General features: G+C 31.6%; 19 protein-coding genes. 10 read left to right on the forward strand and 9 right to left on the reverse strand.

What is annotated here, in order from left to right; all coding sequences use genetic code 11:
* Window positions 1-27: 27 nt before the first annotated feature.
* Together carB and rpmH are read right to left on the reverse strand one after the other, a co-directional pair.
* Window positions 28-2880 carry a carbamoyl-phosphate synthase large subunit gene (gene carB, locus V8G56_RS13895; RefSeq protein WP_395439064.1) on the reverse strand — a complete coding sequence of 951 codons (2853 nt, stop codon included), beginning with the start codon at window positions 2878-2880 and terminating at the stop codon, window positions 28-30.
* 106 nt (window positions 2881-2986) lie between these two features.
* The gene (gene rpmH, locus V8G56_RS13900; protein WP_331633057.1) at window positions 2987-3148 is read right to left on the reverse strand and encodes a 50S ribosomal protein L34; all 162 of its coding nucleotides are present in this window, start codon (window positions 3146-3148) and stop codon (window positions 2987-2989) included.
* 299 nt (window positions 3149-3447) lie between these two features.
* On the opposite strand from rpmH, the gene V8G56_RS13905 reads away from it, so the two are divergent.
* Window positions 3448-4023 (forward strand): DUF2892 domain-containing protein, encoded by a 576-nt coding sequence (locus V8G56_RS13905; protein WP_395439065.1) that lies wholly within the window; start codon window positions 3448-3450, stop codon window positions 4021-4023.
* Window positions 4024-4069: 46 nt separating this feature from the next.
* Here the strand turns inward: V8G56_RS13905 and V8G56_RS13910 are convergent, their stop codons facing one another.
* Both V8G56_RS13910 and V8G56_RS13915 read right to left on the reverse strand, forming a co-directional pair.
* Entirely contained in the window at window positions 4070-4990 is a 921-nt protein-coding gene (locus V8G56_RS13910) for a lytic transglycosylase domain-containing protein (RefSeq protein ID WP_395439066.1), read from the reverse strand.
* Between the two features lie 48 nt (window positions 4991-5038).
* Complete coding sequence (locus tag V8G56_RS13915; RefSeq protein WP_395439067.1) at window positions 5039-5701, reverse strand: alpha/beta hydrolase family protein; 663 nt, start codon at window positions 5699-5701, stop codon at window positions 5039-5041.
* A gap of 116 nt (window positions 5702-5817) precedes the next feature.
* On the opposite strand from V8G56_RS13915, the gene V8G56_RS13920 reads away from it, so the two are divergent.
* On the forward strand, window positions 5818-6114 hold the full coding sequence (locus V8G56_RS13920) for an N-acetyltransferase (RefSeq protein WP_395439068.1): 297 nt from the start codon (window positions 5818-5820) through the stop codon (window positions 6112-6114).
* 32 nt (window positions 6115-6146) lie between these two features.
* Here the strand turns inward: V8G56_RS13920 and V8G56_RS13925 are convergent, their stop codons facing one another.
* Both V8G56_RS13925 and mtaB read right to left on the reverse strand, forming a co-directional pair.
* Window positions 6147-6650 carry a hypothetical protein gene (locus V8G56_RS13925; RefSeq protein ID WP_395439069.1) on the reverse strand — a complete coding sequence of 168 codons (504 nt, stop codon included), beginning with the start codon at window positions 6648-6650 and terminating at the stop codon, window positions 6147-6149.
* A 97-nt stretch (window positions 6651-6747) separates the two neighbouring features.
* Window positions 6748-8091, reverse strand: a complete 1344-nt coding sequence (gene mtaB, locus V8G56_RS13930; RefSeq protein WP_395439070.1) for a tRNA (N(6)-L-threonylcarbamoyladenosine(37)-C(2))-methylthiotransferase MtaB — start codon at window positions 8089-8091, stop codon at window positions 6748-6750.
* Between the two features lie 222 nt (window positions 8092-8313).
* On the opposite strand from mtaB, the gene V8G56_RS13935 reads away from it, so the two are divergent.
* The gene (locus V8G56_RS13935) at window positions 8314-9939 is read left to right on the forward strand and encodes an ABC transporter substrate-binding protein (protein WP_395439071.1); all 1626 of its coding nucleotides are present in this window, start codon (window positions 8314-8316) and stop codon (window positions 9937-9939) included.
* On the opposite strand, the gene V8G56_RS13940 is transcribed toward V8G56_RS13935, so the two are convergent.
* From V8G56_RS13940 to V8G56_RS13950, 3 genes are all read right to left on the reverse strand, one after another.
* On the reverse strand, window positions 9936-10766 hold the full coding sequence (locus V8G56_RS13940) for a TolB family protein (RefSeq protein WP_395439072.1): 831 nt from the start codon (window positions 10764-10766) through the stop codon (window positions 9936-9938). The genes V8G56_RS13935 and V8G56_RS13940 overlap by 4 nt on opposite strands.
* A 127-nt stretch (window positions 10767-10893) precedes the next feature.
* Window positions 10894-12069: a GlmU family protein gene (locus V8G56_RS13945; protein ID WP_395439073.1), complete on the reverse strand. Its 1176-nt coding sequence runs from the start codon at window positions 12067-12069 to the stop codon at window positions 10894-10896.
* A 138-nt stretch (window positions 12070-12207) separates the two neighbouring features.
* Window positions 12208-12459 (reverse strand): type B 50S ribosomal protein L31, encoded by a 252-nt coding sequence (locus tag V8G56_RS13950; RefSeq protein WP_395439074.1) that lies wholly within the window; start codon window positions 12457-12459, stop codon window positions 12208-12210.
* 155 nt (window positions 12460-12614) lie between these two features.
* Between V8G56_RS13950 and V8G56_RS13955 the strand changes: the two genes are divergently transcribed.
* From V8G56_RS13955 to V8G56_RS13985, 7 genes are all read left to right on the forward strand, one after another.
* Window positions 12615-13130, forward strand: coding sequence for a DUF4199 domain-containing protein (locus V8G56_RS13955; protein ID WP_395439075.1), 516 nt, complete (start codon window positions 12615-12617; stop codon window positions 13128-13130).
* A 3-nt stretch (window positions 13131-13133) separates the two neighbouring features.
* Window positions 13134-14084 (forward strand): glycosyltransferase family 2 protein, encoded by a 951-nt coding sequence (locus V8G56_RS13960; RefSeq protein WP_395439076.1) that lies wholly within the window; start codon window positions 13134-13136, stop codon window positions 14082-14084.
* 76 nt (window positions 14085-14160) lie between these two features.
* Entirely contained in the window at window positions 14161-15891 is a 1731-nt protein-coding gene (locus V8G56_RS13965; protein ID WP_395439077.1) for a phospho-sugar mutase, read from the forward strand.
* Window positions 15891-17729: an ABC transporter ATP-binding protein gene (locus V8G56_RS13970; protein ID WP_395439078.1), complete on the forward strand. Its 1839-nt coding sequence runs from the start codon at window positions 15891-15893 to the stop codon at window positions 17727-17729. Before V8G56_RS13965 ends, V8G56_RS13970 begins: the two co-directional genes overlap by 1 nt.
* 310 nt (window positions 17730-18039) lie before the next feature.
* Window positions 18040-18582, forward strand: coding sequence for an RNA polymerase sigma factor (locus tag V8G56_RS13975; RefSeq protein ID WP_395439079.1), 543 nt, complete (start codon window positions 18040-18042; stop codon window positions 18580-18582).
* A 33-nt stretch (window positions 18583-18615) separates the two neighbouring features.
* Window positions 18616-19119 carry a hypothetical protein gene (locus V8G56_RS13980; RefSeq protein WP_395439080.1) on the forward strand — a complete coding sequence of 168 codons (504 nt, stop codon included), beginning with the start codon at window positions 18616-18618 and terminating at the stop codon, window positions 19117-19119.
* Between the two features lies 1 nt (window position 19120).
* A complete protein-coding gene (locus tag V8G56_RS13985) occupies window positions 19121-19561 on the forward strand; it encodes a sensor of ECF-type sigma factor (protein WP_395439081.1) in 441 nt (146 codons plus the stop codon).
* Window positions 19562-19575 lie beyond the last annotated feature (14 nt).

Below are 19575 nucleotides of genomic sequence, written 5' to 3' on the forward strand. Positions count from 1 at the left end.
AGCCGCTAAAAGCGGCTTTTTTTTATTCTATTTATTTAGATACATTTTTCGTCTAGAGTATAATTCATAAAATTGATCATCTTTAAGACTATCAATGAATAATATACTTTCTCCGGTGCTTTTCATTTCTGGTCCTAACTTTTTGTTTACGTTAGGAAACTTGTTAAATGAAAATACTGGTTGCTTTATGGCATAACCTTCTAAATGAGGATTAAAATTAAAATCTTTCACTTTCTTTTCTCCTAGCATAACTTTTGTAGCATAATTCACATAAGGTTCACCATAAGCTTTGGCAATAAAAGGAACCGTTCTGGAAGCTCTTGGGTTGGCTTCAATGATATAAACCATATCATCCTTAATGGCAAATTGTATATTTATTAATCCAACGGTATTCAAAGCTTTTGCGATTTTTACTGTATGATCTTTTATTTGTTGCATGACTAGATCACCGAGATTGAATGGTGGCAACATGGCATTACTATCACCCGAATGGATACCGCAAGGCTCAATATGTTCCATAATTCCAATAATATAGACATCTTCACCATCACAAATAGCATCCGCTTCCGCTTCTATAGCACCTTCTAAGTAATGATCTAAAAGTAACTGATTACCTGGCATAACCCTTAATAAACCAACAACGTGCTCTTCCAGTTCTTTTTTATTAATCACAATTTTCATGCCTTGTCCACCAAGAACATACGAAGGTCTCACTAAAATTGGAAAATCTAAAACGTCCGCAATAGCTGCTGCTTCATCTGCAGTAGTGGCTATATCAAACTCAGGATAAGGAATATTATTTTCTTTTAACAAATTGGAAAAAAGCCCTCTGTCTTCAGCTAAATCAAGCGATTCAAAACTGGTTCCGATAATTTTAATACCATATCTGGATAACTTCTCAGCCAGTTTCAAGGCCGTTTGCCCACCTAACTGAACAATAACGCCTTCTGGTTTCTCATGCTTTATAATATCATAAATATGCTCCCAGAAAACAGGTTCAAAATATAATTTATCCGCCGTGTCAAAATCGGTCGATACCGTTTCTGGATTACAATTAATCATAATGGTTTCATAACCGCATTCAGCAGCAGCCAAAACACCATGCACACAACAGTAGTCAAACTCTATCCCTTGCCCAATTCTGTTCGGACCAGAACCTAAAACAATAATTTTTTTCTTATCAGTAACAATACTTTCATTATGAGAAAAACGCTCGCCACCCGCCAGTTGCATGTCACTTTCAAAAGTAGAATAGTAATATGGCGTTTGAGCCTTAAATTCAGCTGCACAGGTATCAACGAGTTTATAAACTCTGTTGACCCCAAATTCTTCACGTTTGTTATATACCTGACTTTCTAAACATCCCAACATATGAGCAATTTGCCTGTCACCATATCCTTTTTGCTTTGCTTCAAGCAATAAATCCTTTTGAATGGTATCAATTTTATAGGTTGAAATTTCCTTTTGAAGCAGATATAATTCTTCATATTGCTTTAAAAACCACATGTCAATTTTAGTGATTTCATGAATTCTACTCAACGGAATTCCTAAAGCTATCGCATCATAAATGATAAACACTCGATCCCAAGAAGCATAGGTGAGTTTCTCTATAATTTCCTCATAATTTTTATTTTCCTTCCCATCTGCACCTAGGCCATTTCGCTTAATTTCAAGAGATTGTGTTGCTTTGTGCAATGCTTCTTGAAAGGAGCGTCCAATACCCATCACCTCTCCAACAGATTTCATTTGTAAACCTAGTGTACGGTTACTTCCTTCAAATTTATCAAAATTCCAACGCGGTATTTTTACAATTACATAGTCTAAGGTAGGCTCAAATAATGCTGAAGTAGATTTTGTAATTTGATTTTGCAATTCATCTAGGTGATAACCTATAGCTAATTTAGCCGCAATTTTTGCTATAGGATAACCTGTTGCTTTACTTGCCAATGCCGATGAACGCGATACACGTGGATTAATTTCAATAGCAATGATATCTTCATTCTCATCTGGACTCACGGCAAACTGCACGTTACATCCACCAGCAAAATCACCAATACTTCGCATCATATGAATAGCCATATCACGCATTCTTTGGTAAGTTCTGTCACTTAAGGTCATGGCTGGAGCAACTGTAATAGAATCACCTGTATGAATACCCATTGGGTCCATATTTTCAATAGAACAAATGATAACCACATTATCATTAGCATCTCTAAGGAGCTCTAATTCATACTCTTTCCAACCAATAAGGGCCTTATCAATCATAACTTCATGAATTGGAGATACTTCCAAACCATGAGTTAATAATTCATCAAAATCCTTTTCTTCATGCACAAAGGAGGCACCTGCACCACCCAGCGTGAAAGAGGCTCTAATTACTAAAGGAAAACCAAATTCCTGAGCTATTTCTTTACCCTTTAAATAAGAGGTAGCTGTGGCCTGCGGCGCCATTGGAATTCCTATTTTAAGCATCAACTCTCTAAATTTCTCTCTGTCTTCAGTTATATTGATAGCATCAATATCAACACCAATAATTTCAACTCCAAAATCTTTCCAAATACCCTTTTCATCAGCCTCAATACATAAATTCAATGCTGTTTGACCACCCATTGTTGGTAATACAGCATCAATTTGAGGGTGTTCTTTTAAAATTTTTATTATTGATTTGGTGGTTAGAGGCAACAAATAAATATGATCAGCCATTGTAGGATCTGTCATAATGGTCGCTGGATTTGAATTGATAAGAACTGTCTCAATTCCATCTTCTCTCAATGACCTTAAGGCTTGCGACCCCGAGTAATCAAATTCACATGCTTGCCCAATAACAATAGGCCCAGAACCAATAATTAATATAGATTTAAGTTTAGAATTTTTTGGCATTTTAACTTTTGGTTTTTTCTAGTTTAATAAAAATTTCGTTATAAGATATAAAAAAAGGCGTTACACCTAAGCAACACCTTTAATTTATAAGTAATGATGTATATCATTATTTTTTATGTCTAGCGTCAGACGATACAGACAATTTTTTTCTTCCTTTAGCTCTTCTTCGAGCTAATACTTTTCTACCATTAGCAGAAGCCATTCTTTCTCTGAAACCATGTTTGTTTCTTCTCTTTCTTTTTGATGGCTGAAACGTTCTTTTACTCATTATCTAGTATCTTTAAATCTGAAAAATGTGTTTATTTTTTAAAGTTTAAGGGTTACCTAAAACCGAGCGCAAATATACAAAGAGTTTTTACTTTGACAAACGTTATTTTAAAAATATTTATTAATTCAATAAATTTTAAAAATTATGACATAATTAAATCATACAACTCGTTTAAACAGTTTATTTTTGTTGCACCTCAATTGGGTCCTTTTCATAAAAATTTAGTTACTTTGTAATCTATATTTTAGATACAAAAAAGACTATCAAATGTATCTTTAACACCTTTATTTAGATTAAAAATGTATAATAAAATTATAAAACTTATTATTGCGGCCGGCATCTTTGCTTATGCTGTTTATCAATTTACGGAAAATAATATTGGAAATGGCATCATGCTTATCCTTCTTTCTGGTGTATTTGTGTTTTTGTACTTTAAAAATGAATTTATTCTTTTAGCCTTTCTAAGATTAAGAAAACAGGATTTTGAAGGGGCCACCAAATGGCTCAAGAAAATTAAAAATCCAGAATCAGCGCTTGTCAGAAAACAACAGGGCTACTATAATTACCTGCATGGTATTATGGTTTCTCAAACCAATATGAATGAGGCTGAAAAATACTTTAAAAATGCCATTTCATTAGGTTTATCTATGAACCACGATTTAGCGATGGCTAAATTAAATTTATCTGGAATCGCCTTTTCTAAACGAAGAAAACAAGAAGCTTCTAAATTACTATCAGAAGCTCAAAAACTTGACAAGCAAGGTATGTTGACAGAGCAAATAAAAATGATGAAAGAAAATATGAAGCGTGCTCAAATGCCCAATCAGCATTATGGAGCGGGTGGTTCTATAAGACAACAAAAAAGGAGAACTTAAGCTTCTCCTTTTTTGTTTACACTGTTATTTTTTATTTATACTGTTATTACTGTACTTTATCATAATATCCCATTTTAGGAATATCAATCATATATTTTTTTCCAGATTTATTGCTAAGAAACCTATCTCTTAACCAAGGATTGTGAACCTTTAAAATTTTATAGTTGATACCAAATCCTTCGGCAAATTTTGTAAAATCCGTAACTGCTGTATCAACTTCCACTTTATAGGTTGGTATTTGAGAATATAAATCTTTCTCTCTAAAATTAAATCCATAAATATCTGGATGTTTTAATATTTCTTTTAGAGCCACAATTCTAAACACATATCTACCTGTTTCTTCTCCTAATAACAAATCGTAATAATTAGAGACATTTTGTTCTTTTAAACGTCTTGAAACTCCAGTATCCCCTGCGTTATAAGCAGCTGCTGCCAATGTCCATGACCCTAATTTTTCTTTAGATTTCAACAAGTATTTACAGGCAACCTCAGTAGATTTTTCCAAATGATAACGTTCATCAACATTATCATTAACTTCTAATCCATTTTCTTTTGCAGTCGCCTGCATAATTTGCCATACTCCTGTGGCTTTAGCACTTGAAACCGCATTGGTCAATCCACTTTCAATAACGGCCAAATATTTAAAATCATCTGGAATCCCATTCTTTTTCAAAATGGGCTCTATGATAGGAAAATACTTTTTAGCTCTCTTAAACATTAATAAGCCGTTTGATTGCCAATACGTGTTCACTAATAATTCTCTATCCATACGCTCAAAAACTTCTGGATCTTTTAATGGCATTGGCTCACCGGCAAAATCCAAATTATTTGGAACCTGCAAGGCATAAACATTATAATCGTTGATCAGTTTTTTTTCAAAATTTTCATCAGTTTGAGCATCCTGCAGCGCATAAATAAATAGCCCACATAAGCTAAATAATCCTATAATTGCTAATATGTTTTTCATTTTTTATTTTTTTATAAAATTATAAAAATAATTGTTTCTATCTCTATACTAAGTCAATATTAGTTTTGGCAAATGTTCGTTAAACCATTTGTATTTATTCAATATCATGACATGTGTTCCATTTTTAACAATTATACATGTCCCAATATTTTTTATAGGAAACACCGGATCATGATCACCATGAATATGAATAATATCTGGAATAGCTTCCTCCTGTTTCCAACAGACCATGTTTTCAATCGCCCAATTTAAATAGTTACTATCATTAACCGATAAATATTTTTTATACAATTCCATTCTTTTAGTAATATTATTACCAAACACATATTTAGAAAATAAATCAATATTGCTTACTAATTGAACTGGTAATAATTTATAAGCCTTAGTAACTTTTGCAAGAATCATTTTTTTAGGTAACTCATTCTTAGACTTAACGCTTGAAACAATAATTAATTTCTGAACATTTAAATATTTACTCATTTCTTGAACTAAAACACCTCCGAAAGAGACACCCAGTAAAACGCATTTTTTATGCTCAATTTTGTCGGACATGCGTCTTGCATATTCACTAAGTAATTCATTATCAATAGGGATAAGCCATTCAAGATAATGAATTTGAAACTGAGTTTCAGGTAATTCTATGTATTCAAATATTTTTGAACTGGCTGCCATTCCTGGCATAAAATAGACGTGTATTATATCTTGATTCATAAGGTTTTAACCTTAAATTATCCTGTTATTAAGTATTTTTTTTGTAAATTTGCATCACAAAACTATAGAAAATAGTTCTCACTATTGAAGTTTCTTTAGAAATAAAACTTTTTACCATGATAGATGCAGCAGAATTAATAGATAATGATTTCTTACGTCAATTTGAAATAAAAATTGATGATCATTTGGCCAAAATTGAATATTCTTTGCAAGATAGAAAGATATTTTTAACTAAACTCGTTATTCCTGAGGGTATTACAGATGAAAATTTCAGAACTGAATTTTTATCTGCTGTTTTTGAACAGATTGATGAACGCAATTTAAGTATTGTGCCTACAAGTCCGGATATTGCTAAATTTGTAAGAAGAAATAGAAAGTATAAAAGAATGCTTCCTGTGGGATTAAGAATTTAAATCGCTTAAAACTAATCATAAAATTATTTATTTTATTGTTTGACATATACCAATGTCAAGTCTTGTCTTGATATAACTTTTGTAAAATCAGCATTAAATATTTCAATAGCATCTTCATATATAATAGATAACTGATCGTTCATAACGGACGCAGAATGTTTATTAAGTGTAATTGTATTACCTTTTTGAGAATAGTTAGTGGCCAAACTTATTACGCCTTCTGCATCACATTCTACGTTAAAAGCATATTCATTTATCGCTTCATTCAATATATAAATTTGAATTAAAGGATTAAAAGAAGCATGAGTATACACAACGCCGGTTGATTCAAATACCATTATTTCATTATTAACACAATCAATTTCTTGTAAAATATTAATGCTTTTTATACCGTCATTATTGATATCAAAGCCCTCTGCAACATTATAGCCCACCAGTTCCCAAACACCTTCAACAGATGTTAAATTTGAATCATCACTTGAACAGGCAAATAATGATAAAGATAAAAAAGTAATAATAATGAGAATTCTTTTCATGATTTGGGATCCTAAAGAATAGATTCAAAACTAGATCATTAGTACTATATAATGGCAAAATTCAGACCAAGGGTTAAAAAAATGGTTAACTTATAACTTATAATGTTTTTTGATTTGAAAAAACATCAATAAATTCAAACCTCACAGTGCCATCTTCATCTATTTTTACCAGCTCTATATTATGAGTTGTATTAACAAGTTCAGGATTCCAGGGCGTTTTTACCTTAACGTAATTCTCGGTAAATCCATGAATGTAGCCTTCCTTATTTTCGCTTTCAAATAATACTGTTCGGCTGGTACTTAACTGACTTTCATAAAATGCTCTGCGCTTTTTAACGGATAACCCACGCAACATTTTACTTCGTTTATTTCTCACATTCATTGGAACTGCCGCTTCCATTTCTGCCGCCTCGGTATTATCTCTTTCAGAATAGGTAAATACATGTAAGTATGAAATATCCAATTCATTTAAAAAATTATAAGTCTCTAAAAAATGTGCATCCGTTTCTCCTGGAAATCCAACAATTACATCCACACCAATGCAGGCATGAGGCATCACTTCTTTTATTTTAGTTACCCTATCAACATATAATTCGCGCAGATAACGGCGCTTCATTTTTTTTAAAATATCGTTGCTTCCTGATTGTAATGGAATATGAAAATGTGGCACAAAAGCTCGTGATTTCGCAACTAAATCAATGGTTTCATTTTTTAAAAGATTAGGTTCAATAGATGAAATTCTTAATCTCTCAATACCTTTAACTTTATCTAATTCTGTAACTAAATCTAAAAAGGTGTGTTCATGTGTTTTATTTCCAAACTCCCCCTTGCCATAATCACCAATATTAACGCCGGTTAATACTATTTCTTTTATATTTTGCTCTGAAATTTCCCGAGCATTTTTTAATACATTTTCTAAAGAGTCACTTCTTGAAATTCCTCTTGCCAAAGGAATGGTACAATACGTACATTTATAATCACAACCATCCTGAACTTTCAAAAACGCCCGGGTTCTATCCCCTATTGAATAGGAGCCTACATAAAAATCAGCTTCTTCAATTTCACAGGAATGTACTTCGCCAAAATCATTTTTAGACAAGTCATTCAAATAATCAGTAATCTTAAACTTTTCTGTAGCTCCTAATACCAAATCTACACCATTAACATCTGCCAGCTCCTGTGGTTTCAATTGTGCATAACATCCAATCGCAGCAACAAACGCATTAGGATTCGCTTTTTGGGCCTGTTTAACTATAGTTTTAAAACGCTTATCAGCATTTTCAGTGACTGAACAGGTATTAATTACATAGATATCAGCATTTTCGGAAAAATCAACACGATCAAATCCTTCTTCATTAAAACTTCTGGCAATTGTAGAGGTTTCAGAAAAATTAAGTTTACAACCAAGTGTATAAAATGCTACCTTTTTTCGTGAATTCATGTGGTAATTAAAAACGTGCAAATGTAATAAAAAAAAGAGGGTTTCTTTTTGAAATACTCGGTAACTAAATTTAATAAAATATATTGCCATCTGCAGCAAAAAATCTTACTTTCATTTTTGACATAACTTTTGAAAAAACTTCACATCATAATTTTAAAGTGAAAAATTTTTCTTTCTATAGATTTTAAAACTTTATTTTTGAGGTAATTTAAAAACATCCTCTTGAGTAAGCGCCAAATTCATAGCATAGAATTGATAAAATATTTCTTTTATTCTGTTATAATTATATTCTGCTTTTCTTGTAAAAAGAATTCACAAAAATCAATTGATCATCTTGTATTTAGATATAATGAATATGCCAATATAAATACTTTAGACCCCGCGTTTTCTAGAACTTTACAAGACAATTCGGTCAATAATCAATTATTTAATGGCTTAGTCCAAATGGACAGCGCCTTAAATATTATACCTTGTATTGCCAAAAGTTGGACTGTTTCAAATGACGCAATTACCTACGCCTTTGTGTTGCGTGATGATGTTTATTTCCATAACCACTATTTGTTTGGTGAAGATTCTACTAGAATAGTGGTTGCAAAAGATTTTGAATACAGCTTAAACCGTTTAAGAGATGAAACAGTCGCCTCTCCTGGAAGTTGGGTTTTAAATAAAGTACGAGATTTTAAAGCTATAAATGACACTATTTTTGAAATTGAATTAAAAGAACCGTTTCCCGCCTTTATTGGCTTACTGTCTATGAAATATTGCTCTGTGGTTCCTCAAGAAATCGTTGAGTTTTATGGGTCTGAATTTAGATCGCATCCTATTGGAACTGGTCCTTTTAAATTTAAACGTTGGGAAGAAAATATTAAACTTATTCTAAGAAGAAATAATCTTTATTTCGAAAAAGATAATAGAGGTAAATCATTGCCATATTTAGAATCTGTAGCAATAACATTTCTGCCAGACAAACAAAGCGAATTTTTGCAATTTGCACAGGGAAACATAGATTTTATTTCCGGATTAGATGCTTCTTATAAAGATGAACTTCTAACTGCTGTTGGAGAACTTCGTGATACCTATTCTGAATCTGTTAACATGATTCGTGGACCTTATTTAAACACTGAATATTTAGGGTTTTATTTAGATTCTGAAACACCAGAAATACAATCAGAATTGATTAGAAAAGCTATCAATTATGGGTTTGATAGAAAAAAAATGATTATCTATTTACGCAACGGTATAGGCAATCCTGCCAATGGTGGTTTTATTCCAATTGGACTTGCCGGTTATAATAAATCTATTGGTTATTCTTATCAACCTGAAAAAGCTAAACAGTTGATAGAGCAATTTAAAATAGAAACTGGAATTACTAATCCTGAAATCACATTAGTAACGACTAGTAATTATTTGAGTTTTTGCGAATTTATACAACGAGAGCTTAATAAAACAGGGCTAACTATTAATGTAGATGTTATGCCCGAAGCTTCTTTAAGAAGCGCTAGATCTAACGGAAAAGTTGATATGTTTAGAAGTTCATGGATTGCTGATTATCTGGATGCAGAAAATTATTTATCGATATTTTATAGTAAAAATTTTGCCCCTAATGGCTCCAACTATTTTCATTATAAAAACACTCAGTTTGATAGTTTATATAGCAAAGCATTTAAAATAACCGATATTGAAAAAAGGAAACACCTCTATACTACAATGGATTCTTTAGCTATGCAAAAGGCGCTGATGGTGCCGCTATATTATGATGAAGTTGTTAGGTTTACAAGAAAAAATGTCAGTGGATTAGGAATCAATCCCATCAATTTATTGGAGTTAAAACGAGTTAAAAAGAATTAATTAATAGTAAAATAATAAATATCATCCTCTCCTTTTCCTTCAGCTCGTTTAGAAGAAAAATAACCCGAATTTTTATTTGGTTCAATTACAAAACAAAGATCATCTTCTTTACTGTTAACAGGTTCAGGCAACAATTGAGCTTTATCAAACAGCCCCTGTTTATTCATAACACTTTTATAAATATCATAGCCGCCGGTTCCATTCGGCCTATTTGATGCAAAATACAAAGTATTGTCATCACTAATAAAAGGAAACATTTCACCACTATATGAATTTACTTGAGACCCTAAATTTTTGGGTTCACTATAAGTGTTATTACGGATAATATCCACTTTAAAAATATCTGATGGTCCTTTAGTGGTTTCTTTCCCACCTCTAAAATTAGCAGTAAAATAAAGAGTCTTTCCATCCTTACTTATTGAGGGGTGTGCGTAAGAATAGCGCGGTTTACAAAATGGCAAAACTTTGAAATTGCTCCAACCAACACCACTTATATATTCTGCCGTTTCAATATGGAAATTGGTTTCTTTAAAATCTCCTTTCGGCCTGTTGTTTCGGTTGATATAGTTGGTTGTAACATATAATGTTTTTGCATCATTTGAAATACAGGCACTTGTAATATGAGAAATATCTTCTTTTGAATCAATAAATAATGGTTCAATATTTTCAATATTTCCATTTTCAGATTTCATTCCTTCATAAATAGTTAAAATCCCATTTCCTAAATAGGCTTTTATCTTTCCATTTTTATTTAACAAATAAGAGGCAATTAAAATATTATGATCTGGTGTAATGGATAAACCAAAGTGAGGTTTATCATCGTTCATAGCAATATTATGAATAGTAAATTGTTCGGATTGTGAGAATATAAAAAGACTCAAAAAACAACATAAGAAGCACAAAAATCCTTTCATAAAACTCTAAATGAATTTAAATAAAGTTACTAAAAGTAATTTATTCTCTCCTAAACTTCTTAGTTTCCTCAAATACGTGTAATAAAATGGCCGCATCCTGTTCACTAAATTCTATCTGCCGTCTGGCCATAACCACTTTAGCTACTTCAAAGGCTTTTGAAGTTAAATAAGTTGTAAAGCCGCCATGACCACCCCAGGAAAAACTAGGCACAAAATTTCTTGGAAATCCACTTCCAAAAATATTAGAACTAACACCCACAACAGTTCCTGTATTAAACATGGTATTAATACCACACTTACTATGATCACCCATCATGAGACCACAAAATTGCAGTCCTGTTCTAGCAAAACTCTCTGTTTGATAATCCCATAACCGCACCTCAGCGTAATTGTTTTTTAGATTTGAGTTGTTGGTATCAGCGCCAAGATTGCACCATTCTCCAATTACAGAATTTCCTAAAAATCCGTCATGCCCTTTGTTTGAAAAGGCAAACAAAACTGAATTATTTACTTCTCCTCCTACTTTACTATAAGGACCAATAGTAGTTGGTCCGTAAATTTTTGCTCCTAATTTTATTGCGGCACCTTCACACAAAGCTAATGGTCCACGAATTAAAGAGCCTTCCATGATCTCCGTATTTTTTCCTATATAAATTGGGCCATTTGATGCATTTAAGCTTGTGAATTCAAGAGTAGCACCTTCTTCAATAAAGATATTTTCCGGGGCAATCACATTATTGCTTGATGGAATGGGTTTCGACTTTCTGTTTTGAGTAATAAAATTAAAATCTTCTTGAATAGCTTCTCCATTTTTGGAGAAAATATCCCATGTATTTACAATACGCAATATATCGTCATTAAATTCTAAGGCTTCAAAAGTAGAAAAATCGATATCCTCTTGCGCTTCATTAGTATAAAAAGCAATAATATCTTCATCCTTAAAAATAGCCTGGTTTTTCTCCAGATTTTTTATCATCTCAACCAGTTCAAAATTTGGGAGATAGGACGCATTAATCATAATATTCTCTTCCATTTCCACCATTGGATATTTTTCTGATAAATAATCCTCAGTCACGGTTGTGGTTGTAGAATCTAAATAAGCTTCCCATTTTTCGCGAATAGTTAAAATTCCTACTCTAATATCAGCAACAGGCCTGATATAGGTAAATGGCAATAAATTGTTGCGAAAAGGACCATCAAAAAGAATATAGTTCATGCCAAATTTGAAGTTTAAAGGTTAAAATACCCTCCGTATTTTAAAGCCATTTATGATATATTCAAATGTAAGGTAATTGTAGAAAATAAAAAAGCCTTTCAAATATTGAAAGGCTTTAAAATATATTTAAAATGAAGCTTATTTACTAAACTTCGCGTATTTGTTTTTAAACTTATCAATACGACCAGCAGTATCTACCAATTTAGATTTACCTGTATAATACGGGTGAGAAGTTCTTGAAATCTCCATTTTAACAACAGGATATTCAACACCATCAACTTCTAAAGTTTCACTTGTAACTGCAGTAGATTTTGTTAAAAACACATCTTCATTTGACATGTCCTTAAATGCTACTAATCTATAATTCTCTGGATGTATACCTTTTTTCATCGCTTTACGCTTTTTAATCTTTTCAATTTTGGAAGTGCAAATTTAAGCTATTTTTTCAAATGAACAATATTTTTTAATATTTTTTATTTTATGCCTTTATGTAACGTTTTCTTATCTTTGTTTACCAACTAAGCAACTAATTTAAATCAAAAAAAATGGAACCAAAAAAACTTACATTAGGGAAATTTGCAATGAATTACGGAATCATATTAGGACTAATAATGATTTTGATTTCAGTTATTACTTACGTCACAGGGCTGGCTTTAGAAGGCGCTCAATGGCCAAACTGGATTTATTATGCTGCATTTCCTGTAATTATTTTATATGCGATAAGTCAGTTTAAAAAACAAAATTTGAATATTTTATCTTTAAGTCAAGCCTTAAAAATAGGTGTTCTTATTGGTGTTTTTAGTGCCATTGTCATTACTATTTATAGCATTATATTCAATTATTTAATTGATCCTGAGTTTATGTCTCAGATGATGGAAGTAGCTAGAGATAAAATGTTAGAAAACCCACAAATGACTGAAGAAATAGTTGATCAAAGCATGAAATTTGTTGAGATGTTTTCAAATCCTGCTATTTCTGGAGCCTTTATGATTGCTATGAGTGCTATTTTTGGATTAATTTATTCACTTATTGGTGGTTTAATAATGAAAAGAGAAGAATAATACATGGACATATCTGTAGTCATACCACTACTTAACGAACAAGAATCTTTAAAAGAATTATATGATTGGATTGCAAGAGTTATGCAATCCAATCGTTTTTCATATGAAATCATCTTCATTGATGATGGCAGCACAGATGATTCATGGAAAACTATTAACGAATTATCTTCAAAAGACAAGCAGGTTAAAGGTATTCGCTTTTTGAAAAATTTTGGAAAATCTCAGGCTTTACACGCTGGATTTGAATTAGCCAAAGGCGATGTAGTAATTACTATGGATGCCGATTTACAAGATAATCCAGATGAAATTCCAGGGCTTTATAACATGATTGTGAACGACGGATATGATTTGGTTTCCGGTTGGAAAAAGAAACGTTATGATTCTATTCTTTCCAAAAATTTACCTTCAAAATTATTTAATTGGGCCGCAAGAAAAACCTCAGGAGTTAAACTTCATGATTTTAATTGTGGTTTAAAAGCTTTTAGACTTGAAGTAGTTAAAAATATTGACGTTAATGGTGAAATGCACCGTTATATTCCAGTACTATCAAAAAATGCCGGATTCACAAAAATTGGCGAAAAAATTGTTCAGCATCAAGCCAGAAAGTATGGTGAAACAAAATTTGGGATGGATCGGTTTATTAATGGTTTTTTAGACTTAATTACTATTTGGTTTTTGTCCCGTTTTGGAAAAAGGCCCATGCATTTATTTGGCTCATTAGGAGTAATTATGTTTATGATCGGTTTTGGTTTCGCGTTATATTTGGGTATTGATAAACTTTTTTTAACACCTCAAGGAAGATTAATAACTGAACGCCCACAATTTTATATCGCGCTTTCAACCATGATTATAGGAACTCAATTTTTTGTAGCTGGTTTTTTAGGAGAAATCATTCTTCGAACTAAACCAGAAAGAAAAAGATATATGGTTAAAGATTTATTGAATTTGAATTAAATTGAAGCCAAATTAAACGACATTTAAATTTAACCTTTTTTCAAATTGTTTATTTTTGTTTAAAACTTAGCAAGAAATGATTAAAATAGAACCACACATTTTAAAAAGAATCAATACTTGGTTAACACCTGCTTTTGATGCTGAAACACAAGATTTTATAAAAAACAGCATCGCTTTTAACCCTCAGGAAATTCAAGAAAGTTTTTATAAGGATTTAGAATTTGGAACTGGTGGTATGCGCGGTGTCATGGGTGTTGGTACCAATAGAATAAATAAGTATACCCTTGGTAGAAGTACACAAGGCTTAAGCGATTATATGCGCGCTTATTTTCCAAATGAAACACCAAAGGTTGCTATTGCTTATGACTGCAGACATAACAGTAAAACCCTAGCTAAAGTGGTGGCAGATGTGTTTTCTGCCAACGGTATTGAAGTCTTTTTGTTTGAAGATTTACGCCCAACTCCGGAATTATCATTCGCCTTGAAACACTTAAAGTGTCACTGTGGTATTGTACTTACTGCATCACACAACCCTCCAGAATATAATGGTTATAAAGTATATTGGCAAGATGGCGGACAATTAGTACCTCCTCAGGATGATGCTATTGTTAATAAAATAAATTCTACACCATATTCAAATATAAAGTTCAACGCCAATAATGATTTAATTCACTTTATAGGAAAAGATGTTGATAGGGTTTTTATTGATGCCTCAGTAAAAAACGGAAGTTTTGATACACCTGTAAAGGCAAAAGACAATTTAACCATTGTCTTTACATCACTGCATGGTACGTCTATTACCTTGGTGCCAGAAACATTAAAAAAAGCTGGTTATAAGAATGTTCATATTGTTAAAGAACAGGAAGTACCTAATGGCGATTTTCCAACAGTAGCTTCACCAAATCCTGAAGAACCAGCCGCTTTAAAAATGGCTTTAGAACTAGCAAATAAAGTGAATGCAGACATTGTAATTGGTACAGATCCTGATTGCGACAGACTTGGAGTGGCCGTTAGAAATCTTGAAGGTGACTTAGAGCTTTTAAATGGAAATCAAACCATGTTAATGATGACTGATTTCTTGTTAAAACAATGGAAAAAAGAAGGCAAAATAAAAGGAAAGGAATTTATAGCATCAACAATTGTTTCAACACCTATGATGAGCGTCTTGGCAAATGCCTATAATGTGGAATGCAAAATTGTTCTTACTGGTTTTAAATGGATTGCCAAATTAATACATGATTTTAAAAACCTAAATTTTATTGGTGGTGGTGAAGAAAGTTTCGGCTTTATGGTTGGAGATTTTGTTCGTGATAAAGATGCCGTTACTTCTACTTTATTAGCTTGCGAAGTTGCTGCTCAGGCCAAAGCAAAAGGCAGTTCATTATATAAAGAGCTTATTGAATTATATGTTGAGCATGGCTATTATAAAGAACGATTGATATCAATGACTAAAAAAGGAATTGAAGGTGCTCAGGAAATTCAACAAATGATGATTGATGCCCGAAATAATCCATTAACTCAAATTAATGGTTCTAAGGTGGTTAAAATAGAGGATTACCAGCTATCAATTAGTAAAAATATAATTTCAGGAAAAGTGGATTCTATTGATATACCAAAATCTAATGTATTAATTTATTACACTGAAGATGGTAGTCAAGTAGCATTAAGACCTAGTGGAACCGAGCCTAAAATAAAATTTTATATCAGTGCTAACACCAAATTAAATAGTGCCTCCGAATTTCAAAAAACAACTAAGCATATAGAAGCTAAAATTGACGCGATTGTAAAGGACATGAAACTTAATTAATGAATCATTTTTTCAATATTTTAAGGTATGCAAAACCTTATAAAAGATTTGCAGTTGGTCATATTATAAGCAACATGTTATTTGCCCTTTTTGGCACTTTATCATTTGTGGCTTTAAAACCCATGCTTGATGTTATTTTTAAACAAACCAAAGCGCCAGTCTTGGCGAAGCCAGAATATGCTGGAATATCAAAACTAGTCAGCTTTCTAGAAGATTATTTATCCTACCAAATGAATCAATTCACTGGTGGTGATAATTCAAAAGCCCTTATTTTTGTGGTTTGCTTGATTATTTTAATGTTTTTATTAAAAAACATATTTGGCTATTTAGCTAATTATTTTCTTGTTTTTTTACGCAATGGCGTCATACGTGATTTAAGAAATGCTGTTTACAAAAAAACCATGGAGTTACCTCTCTCCTATTTTTCTGAAACAAGAAAAGGCGATATTATGGCTAGAGTTACCAATGATGTATCTATGCTTGAATATTCGTTCTTACCTGTTTTAGAACTTGTTGTAAGAGAACCATTAACAATTATATTTACTATAGTTGTCATGTTTTATTTAAGTGCCAAACTGACTTTCTTTGTATTTATTTTTATTCCAGTTACAGGTATTATTATTTCTAGAATAGGAAAAAGTCTTAAAAGGAAATCAGATCGCGTTCAAAAGGAACAAGGTGTTATTTTATCAAATTTAGAAGAAACCTTAACCGGTTTACGAATTATTAAAGGGTTTAGTGGCGAAGATAAATTCTATGAAAAATTCCAGGAATCCACTACACGATTTTATCATTTTGCAAATAAGCTTTTAAATAGACAAAATTTGGCATCACCCGCCAGTGAATTTTTAGGAATTTGTGTCATAGCAATTCTTTTGTGGTATGGAGGGAATTTGGTTCTTAATAGTAGTGGTGGTCCTTCTGCATTAGATGGCAGTAAATTTCTTGTGTATATGGGATTGGCTTATAACATATTAACACCTGCAAAAGCTATATCAAGAGGTCTATATAATATTAAGCAAGGCAGTGCAGCGGCAGAAAGAATACAAGAAATTATTGATACAGAAAACCCCTTACTAGACAGAGTAAACGCTATTGAAAAAGACGGATTTAATTCTAAAATAGTATTTGATAATATTTCTTTTAAATATGCAGAAGAGTACGTTCTAAAAGATTTTTCATTAACCATTCCTAAAGGAAAAACGGTCGCATTAGTAGGTCAGTCTGGAAGTGGCAAATCTACCATCGCCAATTTAATAACCAGATTTTATGATGTCAATGAAGGTCAAATTTTAATCGATGGCCTTGACATAAGAGATTTAACAACCAAATCATTAAGAAAACAATTAGGGATCGTAACTCAAGATGCTATTCTTTTTAATGAAAGTATTAAAAACAACCTTAAACTTGGAAAAGACAATGCTTCTGATGAAGAAATAATTGATGCTTTAAAAGTAGCCAATGCCTGGGAATTTGTTAAAGATTTACCTTTAGGAATTGATACGAACATTGGTGATTCAGGCAACAAACTCTCTGGTGGTCAAAAACAAAGAATCAGTATAGCGAGAGCTGTATTGAAAAGTCCTCCAATTATGATTTTAGATGAAGCAACTTCAGCATTAGATACTGAAAGTGAACGCTTGGTTCAAATTGCTTTAGAAAATATGATGAAAAACAGAACGTCCATTGTGATTGCTCACAGGCTGTCTACCATTCAAAATGCTGATGAAATTGTGGTCCTTCAAAAAGGTAAAATAGTTGAAAAAGGAACCCATGATGAGCTTATAATTAAAAAAGGTATTTATAAAAGGCTCGTGGATATGCAAAGCTTCTCATAAATAAACATAACATATATAAATGTAAAAAAGGATAGAGATTTGGGCTTCTATCCTTTTTTTGTTATCGCTAGACTTGGGGCAGGCTAGCAACATAAGTAGATTTTATTAGGATAAAAGTAATATATATAATTAAATTACACAAGAAAAATATGTATTTTATCGTCTTTTGAATACACTTAATCGGGTTTATTTTGTTAATACTATTGATTTTCAATTACTTATAATTTTGAATAAAATCCGTATAAAAGTAATATTTAAAACTATTTTAAACTTTTAGTATCTTCATCAGTCTAAAAGCTAAACCACGAGTGTGATTCTAGAATCTGAGTTAGTAGAAAAACTTAAATCTGATACCAATATTGATAGTGCCTTTCAAGATCTCGTCTCTCTTTATAAGGAACGATTATATTGGCACATACGTAATATTGTGAAATCTCACGATGATGCCGATGATGTGTTGCAAAATACCTTTATTAAGGTTTATAAAAATATTGGTAACTTTAAAGGTGAAAGTAAATTGTTCTCTTGGATGTATAGAATAGCAACCAATGAAGCTATTACATTTATTAATAAAAATGCTAAGCGTTTACAAATCACAAGTGAAGAAACACAGACCATCGCAATAAATAATTTGGCGTCTGATGTATATTTTGAAGGAGAAGCTATTCAATTAAAGTTACAAAAGGCTATTGCAGCATTACCACAAAAGCAACAGTTGGTGTTTAATATGAAATATTTTGAAGATTTAAAGTTCAAAGAGATGTCTGATATCCTAGAGACAAGTGAAGGGGCACTTAAGGCATCCTATCACATCGCAGTAAAAAAAATACAAGACTATTTAACTAACAATTAAACCTTTATAAGAAATTAGAGTCTAATATAAGACATGAAAAAAAATAGTTTAAATAATATTGAAAATGGTTTTAAAGTGCCAAAAGGTTACTTTGATGAATTTGAAGAAAGGCTAATAAGCGAATTACAGCTTAAAGAAAAGGTATCTCATTCTGGCTTTAAATTACCTGAAGACTATTTTAAATCATTAGATGATAAAATTCTTGATGCTGTTAAAAATGACCATAAAACAAAAGTTATAAATCTATTCTCTTTTAGAAAAATAGCTTATGCTGCTGCAGTTGCTGCCAGTTTAATTCTTATTTACAATGTTTCTTTTAACAAAAACGAGAATTTGGATATTAATCATATAGAAACGGCGTCAATTGAAAATTACATATTAAAAGAAGGACTGGAAACAAGTGACATAGCCTCTTTGTTTAGTGATGACGATTTATCTGAAATAACTTCAGTAAAAAATAATTTAAGCTCTGAATCTCTGGAAAATTATGTTTTAGAGCATTTAGACATAGACGAATTAATTACAAACAATAACTAAAATGAAAACAATAACATCCATTGTCTTTATTATAAGTTTTTCAATTTTATCTTTTGCTCAATCCAATAGAGATAAAATAAAAACATTAAAAATAGCTTATATTACCGAGAAATTAGATCTATCAGAAAAAGAAGCTCAAATATTTTGGCCTGTTTATAATGCCTTTGAAGAGGAGAACTTTAAACTTAGAAAACAATCTTTCGAAGGTAAAAAGAATATTAATTTTGAAACCCTTAAAGAAGAAGAAGCTATTAGCATTTTAAAAGAAATGCGTGCTTTTGACTCAAAAAGAATCACTCTAAAGAATAACTTTATTGATGATTTAACAAAAATAATTTCAGCTAAAAAGATAATTCTACTCGAAAAGGCCGAAGATGACTTTAAACATAAAATGTTTGAAGAATTCAAAAGCAGGCGTCCTGATAGAGGTCGAAAAGATTAACAAAAAAAGGAGAA

The sequence above is a fragment of the Gaetbulibacter aquiaggeris genome, from assembly GCF_044003965.1.
Taxonomy (GTDB): Bacteria; Bacteroidota; Bacteroidia; order Flavobacteriales; family Flavobacteriaceae; genus Yeosuana; species Yeosuana aquiaggeris.